This window comes from Microvirga sp. KLBC 81 (assembly GCF_003075415.1).
GTDB lineage: Bacteria > Pseudomonadota > Alphaproteobacteria > Rhizobiales > Beijerinckiaceae > Microvirga.
Map to the genome: position 1 here is coordinate 49946 of NZ_QDAH01000010.1, position 23254 is coordinate 73199.

Annotated in this window: 23 protein-coding genes and 1 tRNA gene; 12 read left to right on the forward strand and 12 right to left on the reverse strand. The window is 62.4% G+C overall.

The window, feature by feature from the left end:
- Positions 1-54: 54 nt before the first annotated feature.
- The 3 genes from DC522_RS09660 to DC522_RS09670 form a co-directional block, all read right to left on the reverse strand.
- Complete coding sequence (locus tag DC522_RS09660; RefSeq protein WP_116528498.1) at positions 55-1272, reverse strand: glycosyltransferase; 1218 nt, start codon at positions 1270-1272, stop codon at positions 55-57.
- Between the two features lie 171 nt (positions 1273-1443).
- Positions 1444-2811: an AarF/ABC1/UbiB kinase family protein gene (locus DC522_RS09665; RefSeq protein WP_116528499.1), complete on the reverse strand. Its 1368-nt coding sequence runs from the start codon at positions 2809-2811 to the stop codon at positions 1444-1446.
- A gap of 89 nt (positions 2812-2900) precedes the next feature.
- Positions 2901-4745, reverse strand: a complete 1845-nt coding sequence (locus tag DC522_RS09670) for a M3 family oligoendopeptidase (protein WP_205769584.1) — start codon at positions 4743-4745, stop codon at positions 2901-2903.
- Between the two features lie 168 nt (positions 4746-4913).
- Here DC522_RS09670 and DC522_RS09675 point away from each other — a divergent pair, with 168 nt between their 5' ends.
- The 3 genes from DC522_RS09675 (at position 4914) to DC522_RS09685 (ending at position 9627) form a co-directional block, all read left to right on the forward strand.
- Positions 4914-5948 carry a sigma 54-interacting transcriptional regulator gene (locus DC522_RS09675; RefSeq protein ID WP_116528501.1) on the forward strand — a complete coding sequence of 345 codons (1035 nt, stop codon included), beginning with the start codon at positions 4914-4916 and terminating at the stop codon, positions 5946-5948.
- Between the two features lie 108 nt (positions 5949-6056).
- Positions 6057-7823, forward strand: a complete 1767-nt coding sequence (locus tag DC522_RS09680) for a murein L,D-transpeptidase (RefSeq protein WP_116528502.1) — start codon at positions 6057-6059, stop codon at positions 7821-7823.
- Positions 7824-7962: 139 nt separating this feature from the next.
- The gene (locus DC522_RS09685) at positions 7963-9627 is read left to right on the forward strand and encodes a DUF882 domain-containing protein (RefSeq protein WP_245444067.1); all 1665 of its coding nucleotides are present in this window, start codon (positions 7963-7965) and stop codon (positions 9625-9627) included.
- Positions 9628-9660: 33 nt separating this feature from the next.
- Here DC522_RS09685 and DC522_RS09690 read toward each other — a convergent pair whose 3' ends face one another.
- Positions 9661-10521: a DUF1989 domain-containing protein gene (locus DC522_RS09690; RefSeq protein ID WP_205769585.1), complete on the reverse strand. Its 861-nt coding sequence runs from the start codon at positions 10519-10521 to the stop codon at positions 9661-9663.
- A 142-nt stretch (positions 10522-10663) separates the two neighbouring features.
- Here DC522_RS09690 and DC522_RS09695 point away from each other — a divergent pair, with 142 nt between their 5' ends.
- From DC522_RS09695 to ppsA, 5 genes are all read left to right on the forward strand, one after another.
- Complete coding sequence (locus DC522_RS09695; protein ID WP_116528503.1) at positions 10664-11110, forward strand: thioesterase family protein; 447 nt, start codon at positions 10664-10666, stop codon at positions 11108-11110.
- On the forward strand, positions 11107-11238 hold the full coding sequence (locus tag DC522_RS36835; protein WP_256369846.1) for a hypothetical protein: 132 nt from the start codon (positions 11107-11109) through the stop codon (positions 11236-11238). Before DC522_RS09695 ends, DC522_RS36835 begins: the two co-directional genes overlap by 4 nt.
- 165 nt (positions 11239-11403) lie before the next feature.
- Positions 11404-11556 carry a hypothetical protein gene (locus DC522_RS34735; RefSeq protein WP_165820114.1) on the forward strand — a complete coding sequence of 51 codons (153 nt, stop codon included), beginning with the start codon at positions 11404-11406 and terminating at the stop codon, positions 11554-11556.
- A 181-nt stretch (positions 11557-11737) separates the two neighbouring features.
- The gene (locus tag DC522_RS09700) at positions 11738-12175 is read left to right on the forward strand and encodes a universal stress protein (RefSeq protein ID WP_116528504.1); all 438 of its coding nucleotides are present in this window, start codon (positions 11738-11740) and stop codon (positions 12173-12175) included.
- 252 nt (positions 12176-12427) lie between these two features.
- On the forward strand, positions 12428-14839 hold the full coding sequence (gene ppsA / locus DC522_RS09705) for a phosphoenolpyruvate synthase (protein ID WP_116528505.1): 2412 nt from the start codon (positions 12428-12430) through the stop codon (positions 14837-14839).
- 116 nt (positions 14840-14955) lie between these two features.
- On the opposite strand, the gene DC522_RS09710 is transcribed toward ppsA, so the two are convergent.
- The 3 genes from DC522_RS09710 to DC522_RS09720 form a co-directional block, all read right to left on the reverse strand.
- Positions 14956-15213: a DUF2312 domain-containing protein gene (locus tag DC522_RS09710; protein ID WP_036361868.1), complete on the reverse strand. Its 258-nt coding sequence runs from the start codon at positions 15211-15213 to the stop codon at positions 14956-14958.
- A gap of 62 nt (positions 15214-15275) precedes the next feature.
- Positions 15276-15581, reverse strand: a complete 306-nt coding sequence (locus DC522_RS09715) for a DUF1244 domain-containing protein (protein ID WP_116528506.1) — start codon at positions 15579-15581, stop codon at positions 15276-15278.
- Between the two features lie 13 nt (positions 15582-15594).
- Positions 15595-16428, reverse strand: coding sequence for an N-formylglutamate amidohydrolase (locus DC522_RS09720; protein WP_116528507.1), 834 nt, complete (start codon positions 16426-16428; stop codon positions 15595-15597).
- A gap of 108 nt (positions 16429-16536) precedes the next feature.
- On the opposite strand from DC522_RS09720, the gene DC522_RS09725 reads away from it, so the two are divergent.
- From DC522_RS09725 to pyk, 3 genes are all read left to right on the forward strand, one after another.
- Positions 16537-17460 carry a DMT family transporter gene (locus DC522_RS09725; RefSeq protein ID WP_116528508.1) on the forward strand — a complete coding sequence of 308 codons (924 nt, stop codon included), beginning with the start codon at positions 16537-16539 and terminating at the stop codon, positions 17458-17460.
- Positions 17461-17677: 217 nt separating this feature from the next.
- Positions 17678-18142 carry a DUF1036 domain-containing protein gene (locus tag DC522_RS09730; protein ID WP_116528509.1) on the forward strand — a complete coding sequence of 155 codons (465 nt, stop codon included), beginning with the start codon at positions 17678-17680 and terminating at the stop codon, positions 18140-18142.
- Positions 18139-19575, forward strand: coding sequence for a pyruvate kinase (gene pyk, locus DC522_RS09735; protein ID WP_116528510.1), 1437 nt, complete (start codon positions 18139-18141; stop codon positions 19573-19575). Before DC522_RS09730 ends, pyk begins: the two co-directional genes overlap by 4 nt.
- Before the next feature lie 119 nt (positions 19576-19694).
- Here the strand turns inward: pyk and DC522_RS09740 are convergent, their stop codons facing one another.
- The 5 genes from DC522_RS09740 to cpdR form a co-directional block, all read right to left on the reverse strand.
- Entirely contained in the window at positions 19695-20660 is a 966-nt protein-coding gene (locus DC522_RS09740; RefSeq protein WP_205769586.1) for an alpha/beta fold hydrolase, read from the reverse strand.
- 34 nt (positions 20661-20694) lie between these two features.
- Entirely contained in the window at positions 20695-21303 is a 609-nt protein-coding gene (locus tag DC522_RS09745) for a M48 family metallopeptidase (RefSeq protein ID WP_116528512.1), read from the reverse strand.
- A gap of 129 nt (positions 21304-21432) precedes the next feature.
- Positions 21433-21558, reverse strand: a complete 126-nt coding sequence (gene ykgO, locus DC522_RS09750; RefSeq protein WP_009763379.1) for a type B 50S ribosomal protein L36 — start codon at positions 21556-21558, stop codon at positions 21433-21435.
- 43 nt (positions 21559-21601) lie between these two features.
- Positions 21602-21676: transfer RNA gene (locus tag DC522_RS09755), tRNA-Val, on the reverse strand.
- A 92-nt stretch (positions 21677-21768) separates the two neighbouring features.
- Complete coding sequence (cpdR, locus tag DC522_RS09760) at positions 21769-22125, reverse strand: cell cycle two-component system response regulator CpdR (RefSeq protein ID WP_047191407.1); 357 nt, start codon at positions 22123-22125, stop codon at positions 21769-21771.
- 172 nt (positions 22126-22297) lie between these two features.
- On the opposite strand from cpdR, the gene DC522_RS09765 reads away from it, so the two are divergent.
- Positions 22298-23188, forward strand: coding sequence for an N-formylglutamate amidohydrolase (locus DC522_RS09765; RefSeq protein WP_116528513.1), 891 nt, complete (start codon positions 22298-22300; stop codon positions 23186-23188).
- Positions 23189-23254 lie beyond the last annotated feature (66 nt).

The window sequence follows — 23254 nt, forward strand, 5'->3', positions numbered from 1 at the left end:
CGCCGCAATCTTTCGCGACACCTTTCAGGAAAACTTTATGAACGCGCAGGAGCGTTATTTTATCCCCAAAAACTCGCGCCACTGCGGCAGGCAGACCGTCTCGTAATCATAGCGCTCCACCGCGATCCTCCGGGCTTCCCTGGCCATGGCGGCGGATTTCTCCTTGTCGATCAAAGCTTCGCGCACCCGCTCGGCGAGCGCCCTATGGTCGAAGAAGGGGAAGAGACGTCCGTTCAGGCCATCCGTGATGATCTCGCGAACCGGAGCCGTATCCGAGACTACCATCCGGCATTCGAGCGCCATGGCCTCGATGGAGGACCACGACAGGACGAAGGGATAGGTCATGTAGATATGGGCGGAGGAGACCTGCAGAACCTTCACGAACTGGTCGTAGGGCAGGTTTCCGACGAGATGGACCCGGGACCAGTCCACAGGCCGGTCGATCTTGGACACGAAGTGATCGTACCAGGATTTGCCATCCGGGGCCTTGCCCGAATAGCTGTTGCCCTTGCCGCCGATGACCATGACCTGAAGCTCGGGGTCGATATCGAGCAGGTAGGGCAGGCTCTTGAAGACGATATGCGCCCCGCGCATCGGCTCGATATTGCGGGTGACGTAGGTGACCACGGGCTTCTGGCGGCTCAGCTTGGGGCCGTCCTTGCCGATCTGAATGCCCATGGTCGGGTTGGGCACGAGCCGCTTGGTGTCGATGCCGTCGTGAATGATGGCGACCCGATCATGGAGATAGGTCGGGAAGGTGTCGCGCTGGTATTTCGTCGGGGCGACCGCGAGGTCAGCGGCGTCGAGCGCGCCGAGCTGCATGGAGTTCTTCAACCGAAGCCGCCAGATCACCTCTTCGTCAGTCACGGGGAATTCGGGATCGAAGTCGAGGTCCTGTCCTTTGGCGTGATAGTAATATTCGAAATAGGCCACGTGCTTGGCCTTGGGCCAGACGTCCTTCAGGAACAGGTTCTCGCCCCAGCCCGTATTGACCACGACGACATCAGGCTCGAAGCCCTGATTGGCGAGTTCCCGTGCCCTGTGAGCCACGCCATAGGCGCGGCGAAGGCGCGGAATCACAGGTGAATAGCGAGCCTCGAATCTCGGGTCCTCCGGTCCCGGAGCCGGATCATAGGGATAATATTTCACCCCCTTCAGGAGGCATTGCTTGGTCATGCCCAGCGCCACGACCTCGTGCCCCTCGGCAACGAAGGTCTGGGCCAGGCGCAAAAACTGGCCTGGAAAATTCTGGTGAACGAATACGATCTTCATTGGCTGCCCCTGACGCTAGAGCCTCGGACCCAAAGTGGATTCCACCTTTGGGAGTGGTCCGATGCTCCCTTTTAAGCCGCGCATCGTGAGCCGCGGAAAACCGGGTCCACCTTTCCGCATGGTGCGCTGGGTTAAGGCCTGTAAGGCCGTTCCGCGCAAGAGGCAACTTCATTACATAGGAATCGGTAAACCGGAAGTGCCGAGAACCTCGGCTTGGCGCTGTGCCAGTCCCTCGAGGGAGAAGCGCTCGATCTCGATCTCGAACAACCGGTGGTAGTTCAGCTCGGCCCTGAGATGCAGGAACACGGCGCCCAGACCCACCGCCGCCCGGTCCATGAAGACGAATTCCCGGGGGACCGTGACCGGTCCCTTTTCTTTGAGCGCCTTATGCACCTCGAAAGCCTGGCGGCGGCCATATTCGCCGGGCTTCACGCCGTCTGCCACCGTGCGGACCCGGTCGTCGAGAAGCGGAGCGTAGATGAAGCGCGCCCAGATATTGAGGATGTCGATCAGCTCGTTCGACAGGTTCTTGAAGCCCCAGGTCTCGTAGGCATGGACGATGCGGGCGCGATCATCCGTCTGGAGCCCGCGATAGAGATCGACCACGCCGCCGACGAAGCGCGGATGGAAGATACGGATGCAGCCGTAATCGAGAAGGTTGATCCCCCTCGCCTCCGGGCCTTCGGAGAACACGGTGTAATTGCCAAGGTGAGGATCGCCGTGAATGACGGCGGCGTGGCTGAAGGGGTGCCACCATGCTTTGAACATCGCAATCGCCAGACGATTGCGGATCTCGACCGGGCTTTCGACGAATTGCAGGATCTTCTCGCCTTCGAGCCATTGCAGAGACAAAAGCCGTTTGGTCGACAACTCTGAATGAACCCGCGGCACGCGCACATCGTCCACGTCCGCCAGCGCCTTCGCATAAAGCAAGGCATGTTTGGCCTCGCGCTCGTAATCGAGTTCTTCGCGCACGCGCTCACCGATTTCCTTCGCGATCTCACGCGTATCGATGGCCGGATCCATGCGCCGATGCAGGGCGAACACGAATTCGAGCTGCTTCAGATCCGCTTCGACGGCCGATTGCATGTCGGGATATTGCAGCTTGCAGGCGAGCTTCTCGCCATCCTTCGTCGTGGCGCGATGAACCTGGCCCAGGGATGCGGCGGCCGATGGGTTCAAGTCAAAGGAGCCGAAGCGGCTCTGCCATTGCGGTCCGAGTTCCGCCTGCATGCGCCGCTTGACGAAAGCCGCGCCCATGGGCGGCGCTTCGCTCTGCAGCTTCTGCAGTTCGGAGGCGTATTCCGGCGGGATGAGATCGGGAATGGTGGCGAGCAGCTGCGCCACCTTCATGATCGGCCCTTTCAGACCGCCCAGGGCCTGCGCGAGCGCCGCCGCATTGGAGGCATCGCGCGCATCGCCGCCGAAGAGGCGTGATCCCGCCATGCGTGCGGCCACACCGCCCATGTTGGCGCCCACCCGCGCATACCGCGCAGCACGGGCGGAGAAGCGGTTTGCTTCGTTGTCGCGATCAGCCATAAGAACAGTTCTTTCCGATGAAGTCACAAATGGGCTCGAGGCGCTCTTTAATGAAGGAGCGCCTCAAGCCTATTGCGCCAGAGCAAGCTTCACGCCGCCTTTTCCATCGCCTCCAGCTCGCCAATGAGCCGCTCGATCATGGAGAGGCCGATCTGCCAGAAGGACGGATCACGGGCGTCGAGGCCGAACGGGGCGAGAAGCTCCGAGTAGGGCTTGGAGCCGCCCGCGGAGAGCAGCGCGAAATAGCGATCCACGAAGCCTTCGTTCGAGCGTTCGTAAATGCCGTAGAGCGAATTCACGAGGCAATCGCCGAAGGCATAGGCGTAGACGTAGAACGGCGAATGGATGAAGTGCGGGATGTAAGTCCAGAAGCTCTCGTAGCCGGGGCCGAGGCGGATTGCCGGACCAAGGCTCTCGTCCTGCACGGACATCCAGAGTTCGCAGAGCTTGTCGGCGGTGAGCTCGCCGTTGCGGCGCTCCAGGTGGACCTTGCGCTCGAAGGAGTAGAACGCGATCTGGCGCACGACCGTGTTGATCATGTCCTCGACCTTGGCTGCCAGCATCGCCTTGCGCTGCACCGGATCCTTGGTCTGGTCGAGCAGGCGGCGGAAGGTGAGCATCTCGCCGAACACGCTCGCCGTTTCCGCGAGCGTCAGCGGCGTCGGCGCCATCAGCGCACCGTTGGGCGCGGCGAGGACCTGGTGCACGCCGTGGCCGAGTTCATGCGCGAGCGTCATCACATCGCGCGGCTTGCCCTGGTAGTTGAGCAGCACATAGGGATGGGCCGAGGGTACTGTCGGATGGGCGAAGGCGCCCGGCGCCTTGCCGGGGCGCGTCGGCGCATCGATCCAGCCTTCGTCGAAGAAGCGGCGGGCGATGTCGGCCATGTGCGGCGAGAAGGCGGAATAGGCGGAGAGCACGGTCTCCCGCGCCTCGTTCCAGGGAATGGTGCGCTGCTCGACCTTGGGAAGCGGCGCGTTGCGATCCCAATGGTCGAGCTTGTCCTTGCCGAACCACTTGGCTTTGAGCGCGTAATAGCGATGCGACAGGCGCGGATAGGCTTCGCGCACGGCGGCAACCAGGGCATCCACCACCTCGCGCTCGACGCGGTTGGCGAGGTGACGGGAATCCGCCACATCCTGAAAGCCGCGCCAGCGGTCGGAGATTTCCTTGTCCTTGGCAAGCGTGTTCGTGACCAGCGTGAAGGTGCGGAGATTCGCCTTGAAGGTCCTGGCAAGCGCGTCGGACGCATCCTTGCGCACGCTCTCGTCCGGATCCTGCAGCTTGTTGAGAGTCGGCTCGATCGGAAGCTCCTCGCCGCGCACGGTGAAGCGCAGGGAGGCGATGGTCTCGTCGAACAGGCGGTTCCAGGCAGAGCGGCCCGTCACGGACTTCTCATGGAAAAGCTGCTCGATCTTGTCCTCGAGCTGATAGGGCTTGTCCTTGCGCAGGTCCTCGATCCAGGGCTTGTAATGAGACAGGGGCGCTTGCGATACAGCCTTGTCCAGTACCGCATCCTCGATACGGTTCAGCTCGAGCCCGAAGAAGAGCAGCTCGGTGGAAGCGGCGGTGAGGCGCTCCTGCGTATCGCCATAGAACTTGGCCCGTACCGGATCGGTCGTGTCCCCGGAATAGATGAGCCCGGCATAGGACATGAGACGTCCGAGCAGATCCTCCAGCGCCTCATAGCGCTTGATCACGTCGGTGAGGACCTGGGGAGCGTTCTCGGCCCGGGCGATCCCGTCAAGCTTGCCGCGATAGGCCTCGGCGAAGGCCTTGCACTCCTCCTCGGCTTTCGCGAGATCGCTCTTGAACGCCTCACTGTCCATGCCCGGATAGAGGTGGGACAGGTTCCACTCAGGGAGTGAGCCGAGATCGACCTGAGCGGCGCCGGTTGAGGATGGCTGATGCACGGGGGTAGCTTTCTGGGACATTGCTGGGAGAAGGGTTGAAAAGAGGTTGCACCACATATTGGCTGCTTAAGTCCCGGGATCAACCCAGGCTTTAAAGGTTGGGTCCCTTCAAAAGCGGCGGGCGTTAAGACCCGGTTTACCCTTGTCGCCCAGCATCGCCGGAAGCGATTCTCTCAAATCTTCAGCCTCATGCCCCTTCACCGGTTCTTCGCAGACGATATCCGCGCCCTTCGCCAGGGCACGTCGGGCTTCGTCGCGGGCTCGGAACGGGAAAGGACGGCCCGGCTCGCCGACCGTGCGGCACGCTCCACCCTGCCCGTCCTCATCGAGACGGAGGCCGGCAGCGGTGCCAAGGCGCTGGCCAAGGCGATCCACGAGAGCGGCGAACGCAAGACCCGCCCCTTCATCAGCCTACTGACGGAGGAGGCCCTCTCGGAGGGAGGCACCCAAGGGGCCAGCCTCCTCCGGCACCTGAAGGAAGCCAATGGCGGCACGCTGTTCATCGAACGCGTGGAGCAGCTGTCTCAAGAAGCCCAAACCCGGCTGATGGAGACGATCTTCCACCAGGATGCAGCCTCGCGACCGGCCCGCCGCCTCGATGTGCGGATCATCGCCGGCGCTGGCTTCAATCTGGCCGACAAGGTGCGCGAAGGCCGATTCAGTCAAGACCTCTATTATCGCCTCCAGGCGATGCCTCTCGCTCTCCGCCCTTTAAGGGCTCAGCGCGAAACAATCGCCGAATGGGCTCGCTTCTTCGCTGAACGCTTTGCAAGGGACGAAGGCAAGAGGATCCGAGGATTGTCGGCGGACGCCCTGACCTTGCTGACCCGCTACGACTGGCCGGGCAATCTCCGGCAACTCGAAAATGCCGTCTATCGGGCCGTGATCCTCGCCGATGGAGCTTTTTTGACGCCCAGCGAGTTTCCCCAGGTTGCGGCCCATGTGGAAGGCTTTCGCATCGAGATTCCGCCGGTTCCGGCGGCAAGGACGCTTGCGCCCATTCGCACACAGGAACCAGCCGAAAAACCTGCTCCACACGCACTTTCACTCATTCGTGAGAGCGGCGACATGCTCACATTGGCTGAGCTGGAAGAGCGCGCGATCCGCTTTGCCCTCGTGCACTATCAAGGACATCTATCGGCCATCTCCCGTCATCTCGGAATCGGCCGTTCGACCCTTTACCGAAAATTGAAAGAACTTGGTTTAAGCGATGCAGCCGCATGACGCCTTCGTGCGTTAAGCGTAGCAGACGTGTGCCTGCACACTGACGAAATTCATTTGAAGGCGGAGGATGCAACCTCCTCCAACCCATTGCGATAAGGGAGATGGGTCATGCGTGATTGGCGCAAGACGGCGTTATGGCTGGGCCTGATCGGGTCGGCGTCACTCTTGTCTCTCTCCGCAATGGCGCAGACCATCACGAGCGGCTCGCCCCAGCCTGTTCTTGCACAGAACCCCGCCGAACCATCGTTCCACGATGTGTCGATGCCTCCCGTAACGGAAAGGGAGAACACGGCCCTCCAGGCAATCCCCGTGCCCGAGCCCGCGCCGGGGACCCTCGACACTGCCGATCTGAAGCCGGCTCCCACTATCGAGATTCCCTTACCTGATGCCGCACCTGTAACCGCACTCATGCAGCGGGATGTGCTGCGCATCGCGATGGAAGGCCTGCTCGCCAGCGATGCAGCCATGCGCGATCTGCGCTTGAGCAAGAAAGAGCGCGAGGCTCTGACGGCCTTCTATGCACAGGCCGAGCGCCCCTTGGCCTGGGCGCAGGATGGCGCTTTCACACCCGCCGCCATGGGAGCCGCCGCGCGGCTGAAGGCTGCCGACGAGGACGGGCTCGATTCAACCGCCTATCCCCTGCCCGATCTGAGGCTGCGTAAGGACGCGGCGCCCGCCCAATGGGCCGAAGCGGACCTCAAGCTCTCGGCGTCTGTGATCCGCTATGCGCGCGATGCCCGCGGCGGACGCATCGAGCCGTCCAGCCTCTCCCGGCTGGTAACGCCGAAACTGGCGATCCCCAATGCCGACGACATTCTAAAGAAAGTGGCCTTCGCAAAGGACGCGAATGCGGCGCTCGCCTCCTACAACCCGCCGCATGCGGGCTATCGCGCTCTCAAGGAGCGGCTTGCGGAACTGCGCGCCAATCATCCCTCGCAGCCCAGCGTGCGCGTGCCCAAGGGCCCGGCGCTTCGGGTCGGCATGAAGGACCCGCGCGTGCCGCTGATCCGCGCTCGCTTCAATCTGAAGGACGACCGGAACCAGAATGTCTATGACGAGCGTCTGGCCTCGGCGGTCGCCGCCTTCCAGAAGGAAAAGGGCCTGCCCACCAACGGCATTCTCACGCCGCAGACGGTCGCTGCCCTTTCCGGTCCCTCGCTGGCGCAGCGGGAAGCGGGGTTGATCGCCAACATGGAGCGCTGGCGCTGGCTGCCGGAGGATCTTGGGGCACGCCACATCATGGTGAACGTGCCCGAGTTCCGCCTGCAGCTCATGGAAGGCGGCAAGGTTGCCCACGAGACGCGGGTGATCGTCGGCAAGGAGCAATCGCAGACGCCGATCTTCTCCGAGGAGATGAAGTACCTCGTGGTCAACCCGTCCTGGACGATTCCGCCGTCCATCATGAAGAAAGAGATTTTACCTGCTCTCGCGAACGATCCGTATTACGCCGCGAGGAAGGGCTACAGGATCATTCGCAGGGGTGATCGCATCATGGTGCAGCAGCCTCCAGGCGAGCGCAACGCGCTGGGCTTCGTGAAGTTCATGTTCCCCAACCAGCACGCGGTCTATCTGCACGATACGCCCAACCGCAATCTGTTCTCGGCCTCCAAACGCGCCTTCAGCCATGGCTGCGTGCGCGTGGACAAGCCCTTCGCGCTTGCGGAAGAGATCATGGGTGAGGACGGCAAGTGGACCGAGGAGAAGCTGCGAGGCCTGATCGGAAAGGGCGAGCGCACGGTGTTCCTGCCCAAGCCCCTGCCCGTGCACTTGGCTTACTTTACGCTCGCGGCTGACGAGAAGGGCGGGCTCAAGTCCTTCCCCGATCTCTACGGCCTCGATCAGAAGGTCCGGGCGGCTCTCAACCTCGCTCCCTGATTTCCTTCAAAAGCGGCCTTCAAGGGCTGCTTTTTTGTGGCTCATTTAACTTCAAGGTAACCGTCTTCGGCAAAGATCCTTTCACTATAAGTGATTACTGCACTGCCCCGAGTGCAGCGAGTACAAGACGAGTATCACAGTGAGAGTATTGCGTTCGGACGGCTTGGTGCGTCGCGCCGGCATTGGTCTTGCAGCCTTTGTGGCCGTCATGGTCGGCGGCGTGCGCGGCACGCAGGATGCCATCGCCAACGGCGATACGCGCACGTTGACCTTCTATCACAACAACACCAAGGAAACTCTCACCGTCACCTTCCGGCGCAACGGCCAGTACGATTCTGCCGCCTTGCAGCAGCTCAACTGGTTCCTGCGCGATTGGCGGCGAGACGAGCCGACCCGCATGGACCCGCGCCTGTTCGACACGGTGTGGGAGGTCTATCGCGAGGTGGGCTCCAGCGCGCCCGTGCACGTGAACTCGGCCTATCGGTCGCCGCAGACCAATTCCATGCTGCGCCGGCGTTCCAGCGCCGTGGCCAAGCACAGTCAACACATGCTGGGCAAGGCCATGGACTTCTACCTGCCCGACGTCTCTGCCGCGCGCCTGCGCGCCGTCGGCATGAAGCTCCAGAACGGCGGCGTCGGCTATTATCCCAACGCCTATACGCCGTTCGTGCATCTCGATGTGGGCAGCGTCCGCGCCTGGCCGCGCATGACGCGCGACCAGCTCGTGAACCTCTTCCCCGATGGCAGGACGGTGCATATTCCGGCCGATGGCAGGCCTTTGCCTGGCTACGACATCGCCCGTGCCGAGGTGCTGGCCAAGGGCGGCACTGTGGCAGGTTACTCGGCTTATGCGGATGCTGAAGAGGCGATTGCCGCCCAGCAGCCACGCCGCAAGAGCTTCTGGGCGACCTTGTTCGGCCTTGAGGATGAGGAGGAGGATGCGGAGGAGATCCGCACCGCTTCCCGCCCGGGCCGCGCGCTCGTGGCATCGCGCAGCACCGGCTATGCGCCGGGCAGCTCCTACACGGACGATGCATCCCCCCAGACCGTCCTGCAGCAATACGAGAACAGGAACGCGCCTGTTGCGCGTCAGGCTCCTGTGATGGTGGCGCAGGTGCGGCGTGAGCCTGCTCCGGCACCCGCCGTGGTGGCCGCAATGGCACCGGCTCTGCGCGAGGATCTGTCACCTCCTGCATCGGCTCCTCTGCCGCCGACCCGCATCAGCGGCATGCCGAGCACGGTCGATACGCCAAGCGGCCCGACACTCGCATGGCAGCAGGGACCGGGAGCGCAGGACGAAATGTCGATTGCCAAGGGCATGACTTTTGCGCCGATGCCGCCGCGCCGTCCCGATGCGGATGACGCGGGCGAGACCACCGTGCTCGCCTATGCCCCGCTCCCGCCTGCACGCCCCGGCTCTCTGGCTGCAACGAATCCGATCCCGCTGCAGGCCGAACTGCGTGGAGCTGTGGAGGTCACGTCCGCAAGCGCAGTGCCCCTGCCCCCGCCGCGTCCTGATCGTGCTGTCGCTGTGGCTTCCGCCGACCCCGTCGATATTCCGGTCACAGGCTCGACGCCAAAGGATCTGCCCAAAATTGCCCCGAAGGACACCAAGACGAAAACGACTGCTACTCCCGAGCCGAAGGCTTCTGCAGCCCATGCGCCACAGAAATCGACGGCGCTGAGCGCCTTGATGGCGGCGGAACCCAGCGTCCATATGGGCTTCTCCAACAAGGCCGTGGGGGATCTCGCGACGAACCGGTTTACCGGTCCGGCCGTCAAGCCGCTGCCGATGGTCAGATAAGGAAAAGGGCCCCTCTCGGGGCCCTTTTTGGTTTCAGTCGCCGTGCCTGCGGCTGTAGCTGTTGCGAGGCGCTGGCGCCCAGCCCTCAGGTGCGGTCTTCGGCTTGTAGATCTCGACGAGCAGCGGATGGCATACCGCCACATCGCTCGAATGCTCCGAACTGCAATCACCGCCGGGGCAGGCCGACAAAGCGCCGAGAAGATCGATCTCTGCGAAGAACTCCAGGTAATCGCCGGGACGCACGGGGCTCGCCTTCATGAAGTACTGGCCGGTGTCGCGCGTGAAGCCCGTGCACATGAAGACGTTGAGCACGTCGTGCACCGCAGGTTCCACGGACTCGCGCGAGCGTCCGACCTTGTCTGCGAGCGCGCGCGTCAGGTTCGAATGGCAGCAATGGTGATATTCGCGACCGGAGAGGAGCTTGTGCGTGTAGGGATCGCAGCGCGTGCCGATGACGTCGTGCACCGAGCCGCCAAACTCGTCGAAGCCATACCAGTCGAGCGTATCATGCGTGATCGTCGCCATGGGCCGTAGGTAAGGCAGGCATGACCAGAGCTGATCGCCGGTGGACAGATGCGTGCCGTGCAGCGCGCGCGTCTTGCCGGAGAAGAAGCGCTCGCCCAGATCCTCCGCTGCCCAGAGGTTCAAGTCTCCCACCTGCGGGCCTTCGATGCTCACGATGCGAAAGAAGGAGCCGGCCGGCACCGAGAAGCAGCGCGCTTCGCGCGGCGGCACGATGACTTCATCCACCTTCTGCCAGCCCTCACGCACCGCCTGATAGGCCGCGAGGTCTGGTCGCGGCAGGGTGTCGACGGGATAGCAGATGACCGGAGGAATCTTCCGGCGCGCCTCGGCGTCCTGCGGTTCCGTCACTTCGTTACGCGCTCGCTTCATCGACCTCTCCTGGCAATGGTTGTCCCTTTCGCCCTTCCCTATAGAAGAGCGGGGTGCGAGCGGCGACAAAAAACAGTTCCGCAACGGGATCTTTTGCTGTCGCGCCCTTTGCTGTTCTATGGCCGGAGCCCAAGGACAAAAGATGATCGATGCGAACCCTCAACGCCCTCTGGAGGCATATCCACACAGGACATCCGCCGAGATCCGCTATGCGGACATGGACCGGCAGGGACATGTGAACAACGCGGTCTTCGCCACCTACTCGGAAATCGGCCGGGTGGCTTTCATGTATGATCCTGCAAGGCCGCTCGCGCCAAAAGGTACGAGCTTCGTGATCGCACGGCTGCTGATCGATTTCCGCTCGGAGCTCTTCTGGCCCGGCACGGTCGATATCGGCACAGGGGTTCTCAAAATCGGCCGCAGCTCGTTCACGCTGGCGCAGGGCATGTTCAATGACGGTCGTCTCGCTGCGACGGCGGAGGCCACCATTGTCATGGTCGACAGGCAGACGCGCCGCTCGACGCCGCTCCCCGCGGATACGGTCGGCGTCTTGCAGAGCCTCCGTCTGGACGACCTGCCTCAGGATTGAAGCAGGTCGTCCAGACGGAAGAGATCGCCGACCTCGTCATCGGTCACAGGATCTTCGTCGATATCGGCTTCCCATTTTGCGATTTCGGGGCGGCCTGCAATTATGTTGCCGCGGCTGCAACACCTTGAGCCTGAGCAGGAAGCTCCGAGGAAGTCCAGATGATGGAGTGGGGGCTGGCTCCAATCTCTCGATGCGCTTCGCTGGTACTCCGTTCGGGCGGCCTCCGTTTTGGATCGCCCCCTTAAGGGCAATCGCTTACATCCGCCCGCAGTCCTAGAAATCACGCTGGATACGTGGAGCAGACCGTGCAGGACGAGGATGCCGAGCCAATTCTGGAGGTCCAATCCCGGTCGCCGGCGAATGATCGCCTGGCGCTGGTGATGGATTGGGTCGGCCTGTCAGCAGCCATCGGCATGATCGTGGCTGCCGTTATCATCGCTACGTGATCCGTCCGCTGGCGCAGGGCGAGAGCTCTCGCGCTCCTTGAGAACCGATCCGTCTCCCGGCCCTTGAGAAAACTGCATGTAACATCCTGTAATTGGATTATAATCAATTCCAATATCCAAGGTTGGGCTGATCATGGCTCCATCGCGAGGGGAAGCTGAGCAGCCCAGCGAGGAGGTTCCTATGTACAGGCACATTCTGATCGCAACCGACGGATCATCTCTGGCATCACGCGGTGTCGCGCATGGCGTGCAACTGGCCAAGGCGTTAAACGCCAAGGTTACTCTGCTCACGGTCTCGGAGCGGTTTCATACCTTCAGCCTGAATGCCGCGCAGCTTGAAGAGACAGCCTCTTCCTTCAAGGAACACATGACGAAGGAGGCGTCCAAGACCCTTGAGGAGGCCGCCAGGGTCGCTGCGGATGCAGGCGTCGAGTCAGCCCTCATCCATCATGAGGATGACGAACCTTATCAGGCTATCGTTCGTACTGCGGAAGGCCGAGGCTGTGATCTGATCGTGATGGCATCCCACGGCCGTGGCGGTGTTTCCGCCATGTTTCTCGGCAGCGAGACCCTGAAAGTTCTTTCACACTCGAAGCTGCCGGTCCTTGTCGTCCACTAGAGCATCGTGCTTAAAAAGTGGACCCGGTTTTCGCTGACGCGGACCTCCGGTTCCGCATCAACGATGCTCGGCTTGAAAGAGGAAGCATCGGATGGGTCCCAAAAGTGGAATCCACTTCTGGGTCCGATGCTTTAGCACCTTCACGGGTGAGCTCCTCACGGGCCGCTGATGTGAGGGGCTCGTCCTTCTGATCATGGAATAGACAAGCTGGGCCAGACTCAGCCGTTGCCGGATCTCGAAATGGGGTTCCCCATGTCCTCAGGCTATCATCACGTCAGGTTCTTCCAGGATATCGGCCTTGAAGATGTGTCCCTCGTCGGCGGTAAGAACGCCTCCCTCGGAGAGCTTTACCGGGAGCTCACGCCGAAGGGCCTGCTGGTGCCGAACGGATTTGCCGTAACGGCTGAGGCATACCGGGCGACCTTGCAGCAGGCAGGCGCATGGCCGAGCCTGCACACGATCCTCGATCCTGTCGACCCCGACGACCTTTCGGATCTGGCGGAACGCGCACACGAGGCGCGGGAACTCGTCTACAGCACGCCTCTACCTCCGGAACTGCTGGCCGAGATCCGCCAGGCCTACCAGCAGCTGAAAGACGAATACGGATCCGATCTGACCGTCGCCGTGCGCAGCTCCGCGACGGCGGAGGACCTGCCGAATGCGAGCTTTGCGGGCCAGCACGAGAGCTATCTCAACATCAGCGGCGAGCAGCAGGTGGTGGATGCCGTACGCCGCTGCTTCGCCAGCCTGTTCACCGACAGGGCCATTCGCTATCGGATCAACAACGGCTTCGATCATTTCAAGGTTCTGAACTCCGTCGGCGTCATGAAGATGGTGCGCTCCGATCTCGCCTCGTCCGGCGTCATCTTCTCCATCGATACCGAGACCGGATTTCCCGACGTGGTCTTCATCACGGCTGCCTATGGATTGGGCGAGAACGTGGTGCAGGGAGCCGTCGATCCCGACGAGTTCTATGTCTTCAAGCCCACCTTCAATCAGGGCAAGCGCCAGGTGCTGCGCCGGTCTCTTGGTGGGAAGAAGATCAAGATGGTCTATGCCGACGGCGGCTCGCGTGACCACACCCGCAATATTCCGACCGACAAGAAGGATCGAGAGCGGTACTGCCTCGATGATGAGGAGGTTCTGCTCCTCGCCGATTACGCGATCAAGATCGAGGATCACTACAGCGCGAAGGCCGGCGAGAAGCGCCCGATGGATGTGGAGTGGGCCAAGGATGGCATCGACGAGAAGATCTATATCGTCCAGGCCCGTCCCGAGACGGCTGCATCCAGGATCGATCGGACGAAGCTCGAGGAATACCACCTGACCGGCACTGGCCTTGTGCTGGCGACCGGCCGTGCGGTCGGCACCAAGGTCGCGGCGGGCAAGGCTCGCGTCATCGCTCAACCCTCCGATCTGACCGCCTTCGAGCCCGGCGAGGTTCTGGTGTCTGACACCACGTCTCCGGATTGGGGCACCGTCATGAAATCGGCGGCGGCCATCGTCACCAATCGCGGCGGGCGCACCTGCCATGCCGCCATCGTGGCTCGCGAACTCGGCCTGCCTGCCGTCGTCGGCACCGACAATGCCACGCGTGCGATCCATACGGGCGATCTCGTCACCGTATCCTGCGCGGAAGGGATCACCGGAAAGATTTATCAAGGCGCTCTCCCCTTCGATGTCGAGAAGATCGATCTCTCCGCGATGCCGCGCCCCACAACCAAAATCATGATGAATGTGGGCGAGCCGGACAGTGCATTCGCCTTGAGCTTCCTGCCCAATGACGGGGTCGGCCTTGCGCGCATGGAGTTCATCATCTCCAACGCCATCAAGGTTCATCCCATGGCGCTCATCGATCAGGAGCGACTCGATCCGGCAGAACGCGATGAAATCAAGCGCCTGACAGAGGGCTACGCGAAGCCGTCCGATTTCTTCGTCGAACGCCTGTCCGAGGGCATCGGAACCATTGCGGCCGCATTCTTCCCGAAGCCCGTGATCGTGCGGCTCTCCGATTTCAAGACGAACGAATATGCAAGCCTCATCGGGGGCAAGGCGTTCGAGCTGGGCGAGGCCAATCCGATGATCGGCTTTCGTGGTGCCTCGCGATACGCTCACCCTGCTTATGAACCGGGCTTTGCGCTCGAATGCGCGGCCTTGAAGCGAGCACGGGAGGGTATGGGCCTGACCAACATCATTCCGATGGTCCCCTTCTGCCGACGCGTGGAGGAGGCGGAGCGCGTGATCGCGAAGATGAGCGAGTTTGGGCTGACGCGGGGCGAGAATGGATTGGAGATCTATGTGATGTGCGAGATCCCCAACAATGTCATCCTGATTGACGAGTTCGCCAAATGCTTCGACGGCTTCTCGATCGGCTCGAACGATCTCACCCAGCTGACGCTCGGCGTGGACCGCGACTCGGAGACTGTGGCCTTCGACTTCGACGAGCGCGATCCCGGCGTCATGAAGATGATCGAGCTTGCGGTGGAAGGCGCTCGCCGCAACCACCGTCATTCGGGCATCTGCGGACAAGCACCATCCGACTATCCGGAAGTCGCCGAGTATCTCGTTCGCTTGGGGATCGACTCGATCAGCCTCAACCCCGATTCCGTTCTCAAGACCACGATGCGGGTGCTCGACATCGAACGGCAGATGGAGCGGACGTGATCGTTAGAGATCGTTAGAGCAAGTATCTGCGCAGAACATCGGAGAATACTTGGAGAACGGCTGACAAGGCCAAGTCCTCCAAGATCGTCGGTCAGAATGGGATGGAGAGCGGGCTCTTAAACCATCCCGAGCGCTTGCATGTAGAGCTCGAGGATCGCCTCTTCTTCCTGGCGCTCGGCGTAGTCGCGCTTACGCAGGGAAATGATCTTGCGGAGAACCTTGGTGTCGAAACCGTTGCCCTTGGCCTCGGCATAGACGTCCTTGATGTCGCCCGCGATACCGGCCTTTTCCTCTTCGAGGCGTTCGATGCGCTCGATGAAGGCCTTCAGCTGGTCGGCTGCGACGGATTCGGTGTTGAAAGCTGCGTCATCCATGATGAAGCCCCTTTAATTGTGGCATTGGCGCCAGTGATATTCTGGATTTAGTTGAAGCCCTTTTAATGCTTCGGCTTCGATTCCTCAAAATTCTTCAATTGTGCGGGAGAGGCTTCCTTCTGGTAGCGCTCCTTCCACTCCTCGTAAGGCATGCCGTAGACGTAAGTGCGGCTCTCTTCCTTCGAGAGCGCCACGCCCTTGGCGTCGGCGGCGTCTTTCAGCCAGTTCGACAGGCAGTTGCGGCAAAAGCCTGCGAGATTCATGAGGTCGATGTTCTGGACATCCGTGCGCTCGCGCAGGTGCTCCAGCAGCCTGCTGAAGGCGGCCGCCTCCAGCTCCGTTCGGGTCGCGGTATCGAGATCCTTCATGGGAGCCCTCCCTTCAATGCTGGCGCAGGCGCTCGCGGGTGCGCGTGCCGAAGATCGTCGGCTTACGCAGATCCGCCTTTTCGGACAAAGGCCTGAGAAGGCGAGCGAAGCGCTCGGCCCATTCCTCCGCCCCCTCGTCCGAGGCGATCAGATCCTGCCGGATCTCGATCAGAGCATTGGCGAGGCCGCGGATCGTGGCGTGGCGGTCGATTGTGTCGCCGGCAAGCGCCCCATCATAGGGCTCGTTGTCACCCACGACGAGTCCGTCCTCGGCCATTAGGCCCTCCAGCAGCGGCTTCGCGTAGCGGTCATCCGCATCCCACAGGATCCCGACATGCCAGGGGCGCGGCCAGCCGCGCCAGACCGGCGTGTAGCTGTGCACGGTCACGATGGCGGGCGGATGGCCTGCCGCCATGGCCCTGTGGATTGCTGTGGAAATAGCAGCGTCATAGGGATCGTAGAAGCGCTCGATGCGCCTCTGGATCTCCGCCTCGTCCACCCTCGCATTGCCCGGCACCACCGCGCCGTCGGAGAGGCGCATGACGAGCGTCGGGTCATCCCGGCCCCGGTTGGGGTCGATGATGAGGCGGGAAAACTGGGTGAGGATCGCCGGGGCATTCAGGTGGCGGGCGAGCGTGCGTGTGACCGCGGCGGCCCCGATGTCATAGGCGATGTGGCGCTGGAATTCGCTCTCCGGCAGGCCAAGGTCGCCCAAATCCGGCGGGACGGCATTGGAGGCGTGGTCGCAGAGAAGGAGAAGGCCGGATTCGAGAGCACCCTCGATGATCTCGACAGGATGGGGCTCAAGGGCGGGCTCGACGCTCTTGAGCGCGGCAGAGGCGGACATGATGTAGGGCTGACAAACAGGACGTTGATCGGTGGAGGAAAATCCTTACCCTGCACGCCGACCCCTGACAACGCGACCATCCGCGCAACAGAGATTCACAAAAAGAAGATGTCCTCCACCTCGACCCCGGCACGCGCTGAGACCGGCTTTGCCTCCGCTTTTGCTGCCCTCTGCCTCGGCGCAGTGGCCATGGGCATTTCCCCGATTTTCGTGCGCTTCGCCTCCGCCAGCATGGGCGGAGCACCGGCCGATGTGGGGCCTTTCGCCAGCGCCTTCTGGCGCGTCTTTCTCTGCCTGCCGCTGCTTTATGCCTGGATGCGGATCGAAGAAAGGAAGGCGCCTGCTGACGCGCCGCGCGTTCCCTTCTCCAAGGCGACCGTTCTGGCCGGGCTGGTCTTCACGGGCGATCTTCTGGTCTGGCACCTCGCCATTCTCAAGACCACGGTGGCGAACGCCACCTTCTTCGCCACCATGGCCCCGCTCGTCGTAGTGCTGGTAGTCTGGCTCGTGCTGCGGCAGAAGGTTTCGCGGGGCACCTTCATCGGGCTGGCCTTATGCCTTCTCGGCGGCACGGCCTTGATCGGCGAGAGCATGCAGGCCCATCCTGCCCGCCTCACCGGCGACCTCTATGGCCTCGCCACCGCTGTCTTCTTCGGCCTCTACTTCATCGTTGCCAGCAGGGCGCGCAAGACCGCCGGGGCGGCGCGGGTCACCTTCGAGGCCAGCCTCATCACCTCCGCTCTCCTCCTCCTCGTGGCGCTGATCTTCGAAAGCCGCGTGATGCCGCAGACCTGGCAGGGAGCGGCGGCTCTGTTCGCCATGTCCTATGTCAGTCATGCCGGCGGCCAGGGCCTGCTTTCCATCGCATTGGGCAGCCTGCCCCCGGTCTTCTCGTCCCTGGTGATCTTTCTCGAGGCGATCGCTGCGGCCGTTTTCGGCTGGATCATCCTGGGCGAGCCGCTGACCCTGATCCAATCCTTGGGCGGCGCGTTGATTCTGCTGGGAATTTGGGTGGCTCGCCCGGAGCCATGAGAGGCCTTTTGCTGACCGCCTCCCCCTCTCCGGACAAAGAGGAAAACCGCCTTTTCCGAACCTACCCGCCATCGGACAGCTGACTTTTAGCAGGCTCAATGTCGGCAGAGGCCCCTTTTTGTCTTGATGCGGACCGTCTTCTGACCGACAAGGATTCGACATAGATCTCGAAGCATTGTGCGATTTCATTCCTGACTCGTTGACCGAATCAACATCCATGAAGGCCTTGAACCTCATATCGGCTTCCGGCTGGCAGCGGAGCCTTGCGCTGACCGTGTTCCTGCTTGGGGGCCTCTTCGCTGCCGCCTCTCCAGCGCGCGCAGACCTGCGCCTGTGCAACATGACGTCGAGCCGCGTCGGCATCGCGCTCGGTTACCGCGACGCGCAGGGCTGGGTCACGGAAGGCTGGTGGAACCTGAACGCCCGCGGCTGCGAAACCCTTCTGAAGGGCCAGCTCGGCGGTCGCTTCTATTACATCTACGCCATCGATTACGACCGGGGCGGCGAATGGAGCGGACGCTCCTTCATGTGCACCCGCGAGCGGGAATTCACGATTCGCGGCACGGAAGATTGCCTGGCCCGGGGCTTCGATCGCAGCGGTTTCTTCGAAGTCGATACCGGTGAACAAAAGAGCTGGACCATTCAGCTGACAGACACGAACCGTGGGGGGACACAACCATGAAACGCTCAAGGCGAACGAAGATTCTCGCAACTCTCGGACCGGCTTCCGAGTCTCAGGAGATGATCGAGAAACTTTTTCAGGCCGGCGCCGATGTGTTCCGCCTGAACATGAGTCATCTGCCGCGCGAGAAGCTGAAAGAGCGCGTCGCGATGATCCGCGCGGTTGAAGCGAAGCACAAGCGCCCCATCGCCATTCTTGCCGATCTGCAGGGCCCGAAGCTCCGCGTGGGCACGTTCGAGGGCGACAGTGCCATGCTGGAGCCGGGCCAGAGCTTCACGCTCGATGCCGACACGGCGCTGGGCGGCACGAATCGCGTGCATCTGCCCCATCCGGAAATCCTCTCCTCCCTCGAGCCCGGCCACACGGTTCTCATCGACGACGGCAAGCTGCGCCTTCGCGTCAAAAGCGTGAAGCAGGGCTCCGCCACGACGATGGTCGAAGTTGCCGGCAAGATCTCGAACCGCAAGGGCGTGAGCCTTCCGGATACCACGATTCCCGTCGCGGCCATGACGGAGAAGGACCGCTCCGATCTCGAAGCGGCGCTCGATGCGGGCGTCGACTGGATCGCGCTCTCCTTCGTGCAGCGCCCAGAGGACGTAGCCGAGGTGAAGAAGGTTGCGCGCGGGCGGGCGCTCGTCATGTCGAAGCTCGAGAAGCCGCAGGCCATCGCCCGCCTCGACGAGATCATGGAGATCTCCGATGCCGTCATGGTCGCGCGCGGCGATCTGGGCGTCGAGATGCCGCTGGAGAAAGTGCCGGGCATCCAGAAGCGCATCGTGCGCGCCGCGCGCCGCCTCGGCAAGCCGGTGGTGGTGGCAACGCAGATGCTCGAGTCGATGATCACCTCGCCGGTGCCGACCCGCGCGGAAGTCTCGGACGTGGCCACCGCCGTCTATGACGGCGCGGATGCGGTGATGCTCTCGGCGGAAAGCGCCTCGGGCCAGTATCCCGTCGATGCCGTCGCCACCATGAACCGCATCGCGGAGGAAGTGGAGCAGGACCAGAACTACTGGTCGATCATGCGCACCCTCAACACGCAGCCGGAAGCGACGGGCTCCGACGCGATTGCCGCCGGCGCGCACCAGATCGCCGACACGCTCAACCTCAAGACCATGGCGGCCTGGACGTCCTCCGGCTCCACGGCCTTCCGCATCGCCCGCGAGCGGCCGAATTCCACCCTGATTGCGCTGACCCCGAGTCAGGACACGGCCCGCCGTCTCGCGCTCGTGTGGGGCGTGCACTCGATCCGCACCAAGGATGCGAGCGACATCGACGACATGGCGTTCCGCGCCTGCAAGTTCGCCGTGCGCGAAGGCCATGCGGAGGTGGGCGACCGCATCATCATCGTGGCGGGCGTTCCCTTCGGCACGCCGGGCGCCACCAACATGGTGCGCATCGCCTTCGTCAATCAGGAGCATGCGGCTCAGGCGTAAGACGCTCAGCGCGTATCCAACACTCTGCCCTCATCCTGAGGAGCAGACGCAGTCTGCGTCTCGAAGGGGATTCCAGAGAGCACCGGATCCTCCTTCGAGACGGTCGCTGCGCGACCTCCTCAGGATGAGGTTCGCGAAAGACATTCCGGATTTGCAATCCGTTCCGCCAATTCTTCGATGGCGGCCAGTACCCGCTTTCCATCCGCATATTGCGGCATATGCCCGATGCTTGGCATCAGGATCAGTTTCGCACCAGGCACGGCATGCACGAAGGCGCGGCTGTGCAGATCGGTCCAGACGATCTCGTCGCGATCCCCTGCCACGACGACCACCGGCATGCTGATCTCGTGATAGCGGTCGCTTTGGCGTGACACCGCATCATACATGACAGCGAAGTCCTGCATGTTGGCCTCGTAGGCACGCGGCCGGAAGGCGAGCGGGATGAAACCTCTGCGCACGATTCCCGGCGGCGGCGGCTGTGGGGCAAACGTCTTTCTCTTCATCCAGGGCCGCAGCACGAGGGTCACGGGCAGCGCGAGCGAGCGCATGAGAAGCCAGCCCGCCCAGGATGCAATGAAGCGCCGATACCAGCCGATATAGCCGCCGGGCCACGGCGTCGTGATTCCCGCGAGAACGAGGATGGCGCCCGCCACGTCCTGATGGTTCAACGCGAAATGGGGCACGATGGTGCCGGACCAGGAATGCCCGACGATCACAGCATTTCGCACATCGAGTTTGCGTAAGGCGCTCGCGATCAGCGCCGCCTGATAGGCAGGGTCGGCTCCTCTCAGGCCCCCTTTTCGCTCGCTCCAGCCATGGCCCGGCCGGTCGAAGGCGATGACGCGGTAGCTTTGCGCGAGATGCGAACCGAGGCCCAGCATGGATTCGACGAGGTTGGAGGAGGCCCCGTGCAGCAACACGATGGTGCCGCGCGGCTCACCTTCCGGCCGGACATCTCTGTAGTGAAGCCGACAGCCGTCCACCTCGATGAACTGTCCCGTGGGGGGATAGCGCCGCTCGATGATCCAGCCGTAAGCGTGGGTGAACAAAGCCCCGGCCACGACAAGGAAAAGGAGTGCAGCCAAGAGGCTTAAGATAAAACTCATCGTGAACCGTGGGTTAGAGATCCGTCCCGTCTACATTGGGGAGGAGGCGTGTCACGATGGTTTGGACGCTCGATTCTTGAGGATTGATCTTCAGCACCCGCCGATAGGCCTCGAGTGCGCGAGCCTTGTCGTCCGAGGCCATGAGGATATGGCCGAGCCCGGTCCAGGCATTGAAATGGCGGGGCTCGATCTTGAGGGCGCGGTGGAGATCGGCCATCGCGCCGACGGGGTCGTCGATTTGGTAGAAGACTGTCGCCCGACGATACCAGGCCTCCGCCCAATTGGGCTGGAGGGCCAGCACCCGATCGAGCAGTTCGATGGCGAGCGGATAATCCTTTTCGGTGAAGGCTTCGGTGGCCCGGCTCAAGAGCAGGTCCGCGGTGTCGGAGCCGGAGCGAGAGAATCGTCGCTCGATCAACTTGGCGATCCCTTCAGCCTCCCGCTCAGACCCGGCCTTCAAGAGGCGGTCGAACAGATCATCCAGGGTGACGGGCTTCGGAGCTGGGCGGGATGCGGGCGCCTCGTCCTTGGATGGAGCTTTGGGCCGAGCGGCCTCCTGCGCACTCAAGGGGTGCGTGGCGAAGCTCAGGATGAGGGTCAGAAGGGACGCAAAAAAGCGCATGCCGGGATTTTAGGATCCCGGCATGCGCGGTCAATTCATAAAAGCGTGTGCGGCGTTGCCGCAGCGCCACTGTCCCTAGGGACGCATCGTTCTCGCGGGGAACCGGTGTCCACTTCCCCGCACGATGCTTTAGCCCTGGCGGGCCTTGTAGCGCTTCTGGGTCTTGTTGATGATGTAGACCCGGCCCTTGCGACGCACCAGCTGGTTGTCGCGGTGACGGCCGCGGATCGACTTCAACGAGTTACGGATCTTCATATCCGGTCTCCTGCGGCCCCTCGGGAAGGCCGGAAAAAGAAAATGGTGGGCGCGGCTGGGATCGAACCAGCGACCCCTACGATGTCAACGTAGTGCTCTCCCGCTGAGCTACGCGCCCGGGAAACGGTGATGTTTGACGTCCCGTCTCGGCTGTGGGGGGCGATATACCCACAAGTGGGCATATGCGCAAGTCATGATGAGCAACCTTTTTTAGGCTGCCATCATTTTATCGACTTCACTCACCAGATCACGCAGGTGGAAGGGCTTGGAAAGCACCTTCGCATCCTTCGGAGCCTGGGAATCCGGGTTCAGGGCCACGGCGGCGAAGCCGGTGATGAACATGACCTTGATGTCCGGGTCGAGCTCGGTGGCCCGACGGGCCAGCTCGATACCGTCCATCTCCGGCATGACGATGTCCGTCAGGAGAAGTTCGAACGGCTCCTCGCGCAGGCGGTTATAGGCGGAAAGGCCGTTGTCGAACGGGGCCACCTCGTAGCCTGCGTTCTCCAGCGCCTTCACCAGAAAGCGCCGCATGTCGTTGTCGTCTTCGGCGAGAAGAATCTTCATCGGCTGCCAAGCCCCGAATCGTGGCGAATGAATCTCACGCCTTCATGACGCCGGACGGGTAAATAACCCGTGAAGGAACGACGCAGCACCCCCACGATATTGTCGTGGACAGGCGGCGCGGCTGCCTTACACTATCGAGAAACGCCATTTCTCTTCAAGAATAGCCATTTTCATGCGGCCAGCCATCGTCGACGAGTTCGATCCCCCCTTTGTCCTCAGCGAGCCCGCGGCACAGACGATTCCCTTCGTCTTCAACGCCCCCCATGCCGGAGCCGTCTACCCAGCCTCCTTCCTGACCGCGTCCCGCCTCGACGCCGTGGCCCTGCGCCGGTCGGAGGACGCCTATGTGGACGAGCTTTTTGCCTCTGTCCCTGAGCTGGGCGCACCGCTCATGGCCGCCCGTTTTCCTCGGGCCTATCTCGACCTCAACCGGGAGCCCTACGAGCTCGATTCCCGCATGTTCGACGGAAGGCTGCCGCCTTTTGTCAACACCCGTTCCATGCGGGTGGCGGGGGGCTTGGGGACCATTCCCCGGATCGTCGCCGACGGGCAGGAGATCTACCACTCGCGCTTGCCTGTGGATGAGGCCCTGCACAGGATCGAATGGCTCTACAAGCCCTATCACCGGGCTTTGCGCCAGCTCGTGCGCCGCACGGCGGACCTGTTCGGCCACGCCATCCTGATCGACTGCCACTCCATGCCATCCTCCAGCGTGAGCCGGGACGACGGGCTGAAGGCCGATATCGTTCTCGGCGACCGCTACGGCACCTCCTGCGCCAGCCTCCTGATCGATCTCGTGGAAGCAGCCCTCAGGGGGCGCGGCTATACGGTGGTGCGCAACAAGCCCTATGCAGGCGGCTTCATCACCGAGCATTACGGAGAGCCGGCCTTAGGCCGGCATGCGCTGCAGGTGGAGATCAACCGGGCGCTCTACATGGACGAGCGAAGCATGGGGAAGAGGCCTGGCTTCGCAACCCTGGCGGATGATCTATCCCAAGCCTTTCTCCAGGTTATTGCGGATCTCGAGGGAGAGCTGACGACCCGGCCTATCGCGGCGGAATAGCTTCAACCTAAGTCCAGAAAAGAAAAAAGGCCGCTTAAAGCGGCCCGAAGTTTAGGGAGGAAACGC

Excerpts from the sequence above, each read along its gene's own strand:
- DC522_RS09730 (WP_116528509.1), top strand. The coding sequence starts at position 17,678 with ATGAAGGCCTTGAACCTCATATCGGCTTCCGGCTGGCAGCGGAGCCTT.
- DC522_RS09675 (WP_116528501.1), top strand. The coding sequence starts at position 4,914 with ATGCCCCTTCACCGGTTCTTCGCAGACGATATCCGCGCCCTTCGCCAG.
- DC522_RS09720 (WP_116528507.1), bottom strand. The coding sequence starts at position 16,428 with ATGTCCGCCTCTGCCGCGCTCAAGAGCGTCGAGCCCGCCCTTGAGCCC.
- DC522_RS09660 (WP_116528498.1), bottom strand. The coding sequence starts at position 1,272 with ATGAAGATCGTATTCGTTCACCAGAATTTTCCAGGCCAGTTTTTGCGC.
- ykgO (WP_009763379.1), bottom strand. The coding sequence starts at position 21,558 with ATGAAGATCCGTAACTCGTTGAAGTCGATCCGCGGCCGTCACCGCGAC.
- DC522_RS09745 (WP_116528512.1), bottom strand. The coding sequence starts at position 21,303 with ATGCGCTTTTTTGCGTCCCTTCTGACCCTCATCCTGAGCTTCGCCACG.
- cpdR (WP_047191407.1), bottom strand. The coding sequence starts at position 22,125 with ATGAAGATTCTTCTCGCCGAAGACGACAACGACATGCGGCGCTTTCTG.
- DC522_RS09725 (WP_116528508.1), top strand. The coding sequence starts at position 16,537 with ATGTCCTCCACCTCGACCCCGGCACGCGCTGAGACCGGCTTTGCCTCC.
- pyk (WP_116528510.1), top strand. The coding sequence starts at position 18,139 with ATGAAACGCTCAAGGCGAACGAAGATTCTCGCAACTCTCGGACCGGCT.
- DC522_RS09670 (WP_205769584.1), bottom strand. The coding sequence starts at position 4,745 with ATGTCCCAGAAAGCTACCCCCGTGCATCAGCCATCCTCAACCGGCGCC.
- DC522_RS09690 (WP_205769585.1), bottom strand. The coding sequence starts at position 10,521 with ATGAAGCGAGCGCGTAACGAAGTGACGGAACCGCAGGACGCCGAGGCG.
- DC522_RS09700 (WP_116528504.1), top strand. The coding sequence starts at position 11,738 with ATGTACAGGCACATTCTGATCGCAACCGACGGATCATCTCTGGCATCA.
- ppsA (WP_116528505.1), top strand. The coding sequence starts at position 12,428 with ATGTCCTCAGGCTATCATCACGTCAGGTTCTTCCAGGATATCGGCCTT.
- DC522_RS09665 (WP_116528499.1), bottom strand. The coding sequence starts at position 2,811 with ATGGCTGATCGCGACAACGAAGCAAACCGCTTCTCCGCCCGTGCTGCG.
- DC522_RS09710 (WP_036361868.1), bottom strand. The coding sequence starts at position 15,213 with ATGGATGACGCAGCTTTCAACACCGAATCCGTCGCAGCCGACCAGCTG.
- DC522_RS09715 (WP_116528506.1), bottom strand. The coding sequence starts at position 15,581 with ATGAAGGATCTCGATACCGCGACCCGAACGGAGCTGGAGGCGGCCGCC.
- DC522_RS09765 (WP_116528513.1), top strand. The coding sequence starts at position 22,298 with ATGCGGCCAGCCATCGTCGACGAGTTCGATCCCCCCTTTGTCCTCAGC.
- DC522_RS09680 (WP_116528502.1), top strand. The coding sequence starts at position 6,057 with ATGCGTGATTGGCGCAAGACGGCGTTATGGCTGGGCCTGATCGGGTCG.
- DC522_RS09695 (WP_116528503.1), top strand. The coding sequence starts at position 10,664 with ATGATCGATGCGAACCCTCAACGCCCTCTGGAGGCATATCCACACAGG.